The 1189-nt window shown below is 43.8% G+C and carries 1 protein-coding gene; it reads left to right on the top strand.

Annotation, left to right across the window (positions count from 1 at the left end):
- The first annotated feature begins 1 nt into the window (after position 1).
- Positions 2 to 1177, top strand: coding sequence for an elongation factor Tu (gene tuf, locus ACFIJW_RS10245; RefSeq protein ID WP_012755022.1), 1176 nt, complete (start codon positions 2 to 4; stop codon positions 1175 to 1177).
- Positions 1178 to 1189 lie beyond the last annotated feature (12 nt).

Raw genomic sequence — 1189 nt, 5'->3', positions numbered from 1 at the left:
AATGGCGAAGAGCAAGTTTGAACGAACAAAACCGCATGTTAATATTGGTACGATTGGTCACGTTGATCATGGGAAGACCTCGTTGACAGCAGCGATTACGAAATATTTTGGTGAATTTAAAGCTTATGACCAAATTGACGCTGCGCCAGAGGAACGCGCACGTGGAATTACTATTTCTACAGCACACGTTGAGTATGAAACGGAAAATCGTCACTATGCGCACGTTGATTGTCCAGGACACGCTGATTATGTGAAAAACATGATCACAGGGGCAGCACAGATGGATGGTGCTATTTTGGTTGTTTCAGCAGCTGATGGCCCAATGCCTCAGACGCGTGAGCATATTTTGCTTGCACGTCAGGTTGGTGTTCCAGCAATTGTTGTTTTTCTTAATAAAGTTGATCAGGTTGATGATGCAGAACTTTTGGAGCTTGTAGAGCTTGAGGTTCGGGAACTTTTATCCAAATATGATTTTCCAGGCGATGATATACCAATTGTTAAGGGTTCTGCGTTGGCAGCCCTTGAGGATAAGGATAAAAGCATTGGTGAAGATGCTGTTCGTCTTTTAATGAGTGAAGTTGATAATTATATTCCAACCCCTGAACGTCCTGTTGATCAACCATTTTTGATGCCGATAGAGGATGTATTTTCGATTTCGGGTCGTGGAACCGTTGTTACGGGTCGTGTTGAGCGTGGTGTTATTAAAGTTGGAGAGGAAATCGAGATTATCGGTATTCGTCCAACGTCTAAGACGACGGTTACAGGCGTTGAAATGTTCCGCAAGCTTTTGGATCAAGGTCAAGCGGGTGATAATATAGGGGCTCTGCTACGTGGTGTTGACCGTGAAGGGATTGAGCGTGGTCAAGTATTGGCAAAGCCAGGATCCGTTACACCTCATACACGGTTTAAAGCAGAAGCTTACATTTTGACAAAAGATGAAGGTGGACGTCATACACCATTTTTCACGAATTATCGTCCTCAGTTTTACTTCCGCACGACGGATGTTACAGGTATTGTTACGCTTCCAGAAGGAACGGAAATGGTTATGCCAGGTGACAATGTTGCGATGGATGTTTCGTTGATCGTTCCGATAGCGATGGAAGAGAAACTTCGTTTTGCTATTCGTGAAGGTGGTCGTACTGTTGGTGCCGGTATCGTCTCTAAGATCATTGAATAAATAATGCTTGTT

The sequence above is a fragment of the Bartonella sp. MM97QHHN genome (genome assembly GCF_042194285.1).
Lineage (GTDB): Bacteria > Pseudomonadota > Alphaproteobacteria > Rhizobiales > Rhizobiaceae > Bartonella.
The sequence above is the reverse complement of the archived record's forward strand: the minus strand, read 5'-3'. Positions and strand labels throughout refer to the sequence as shown.

Coding starts and splice junctions, on each gene's coding strand:
- tuf (WP_012755022.1), top strand. CDS start 2: ATGGCGAAGAGCAAGTTTGAACGAACAAAACCGCATGTTAATATTGGT.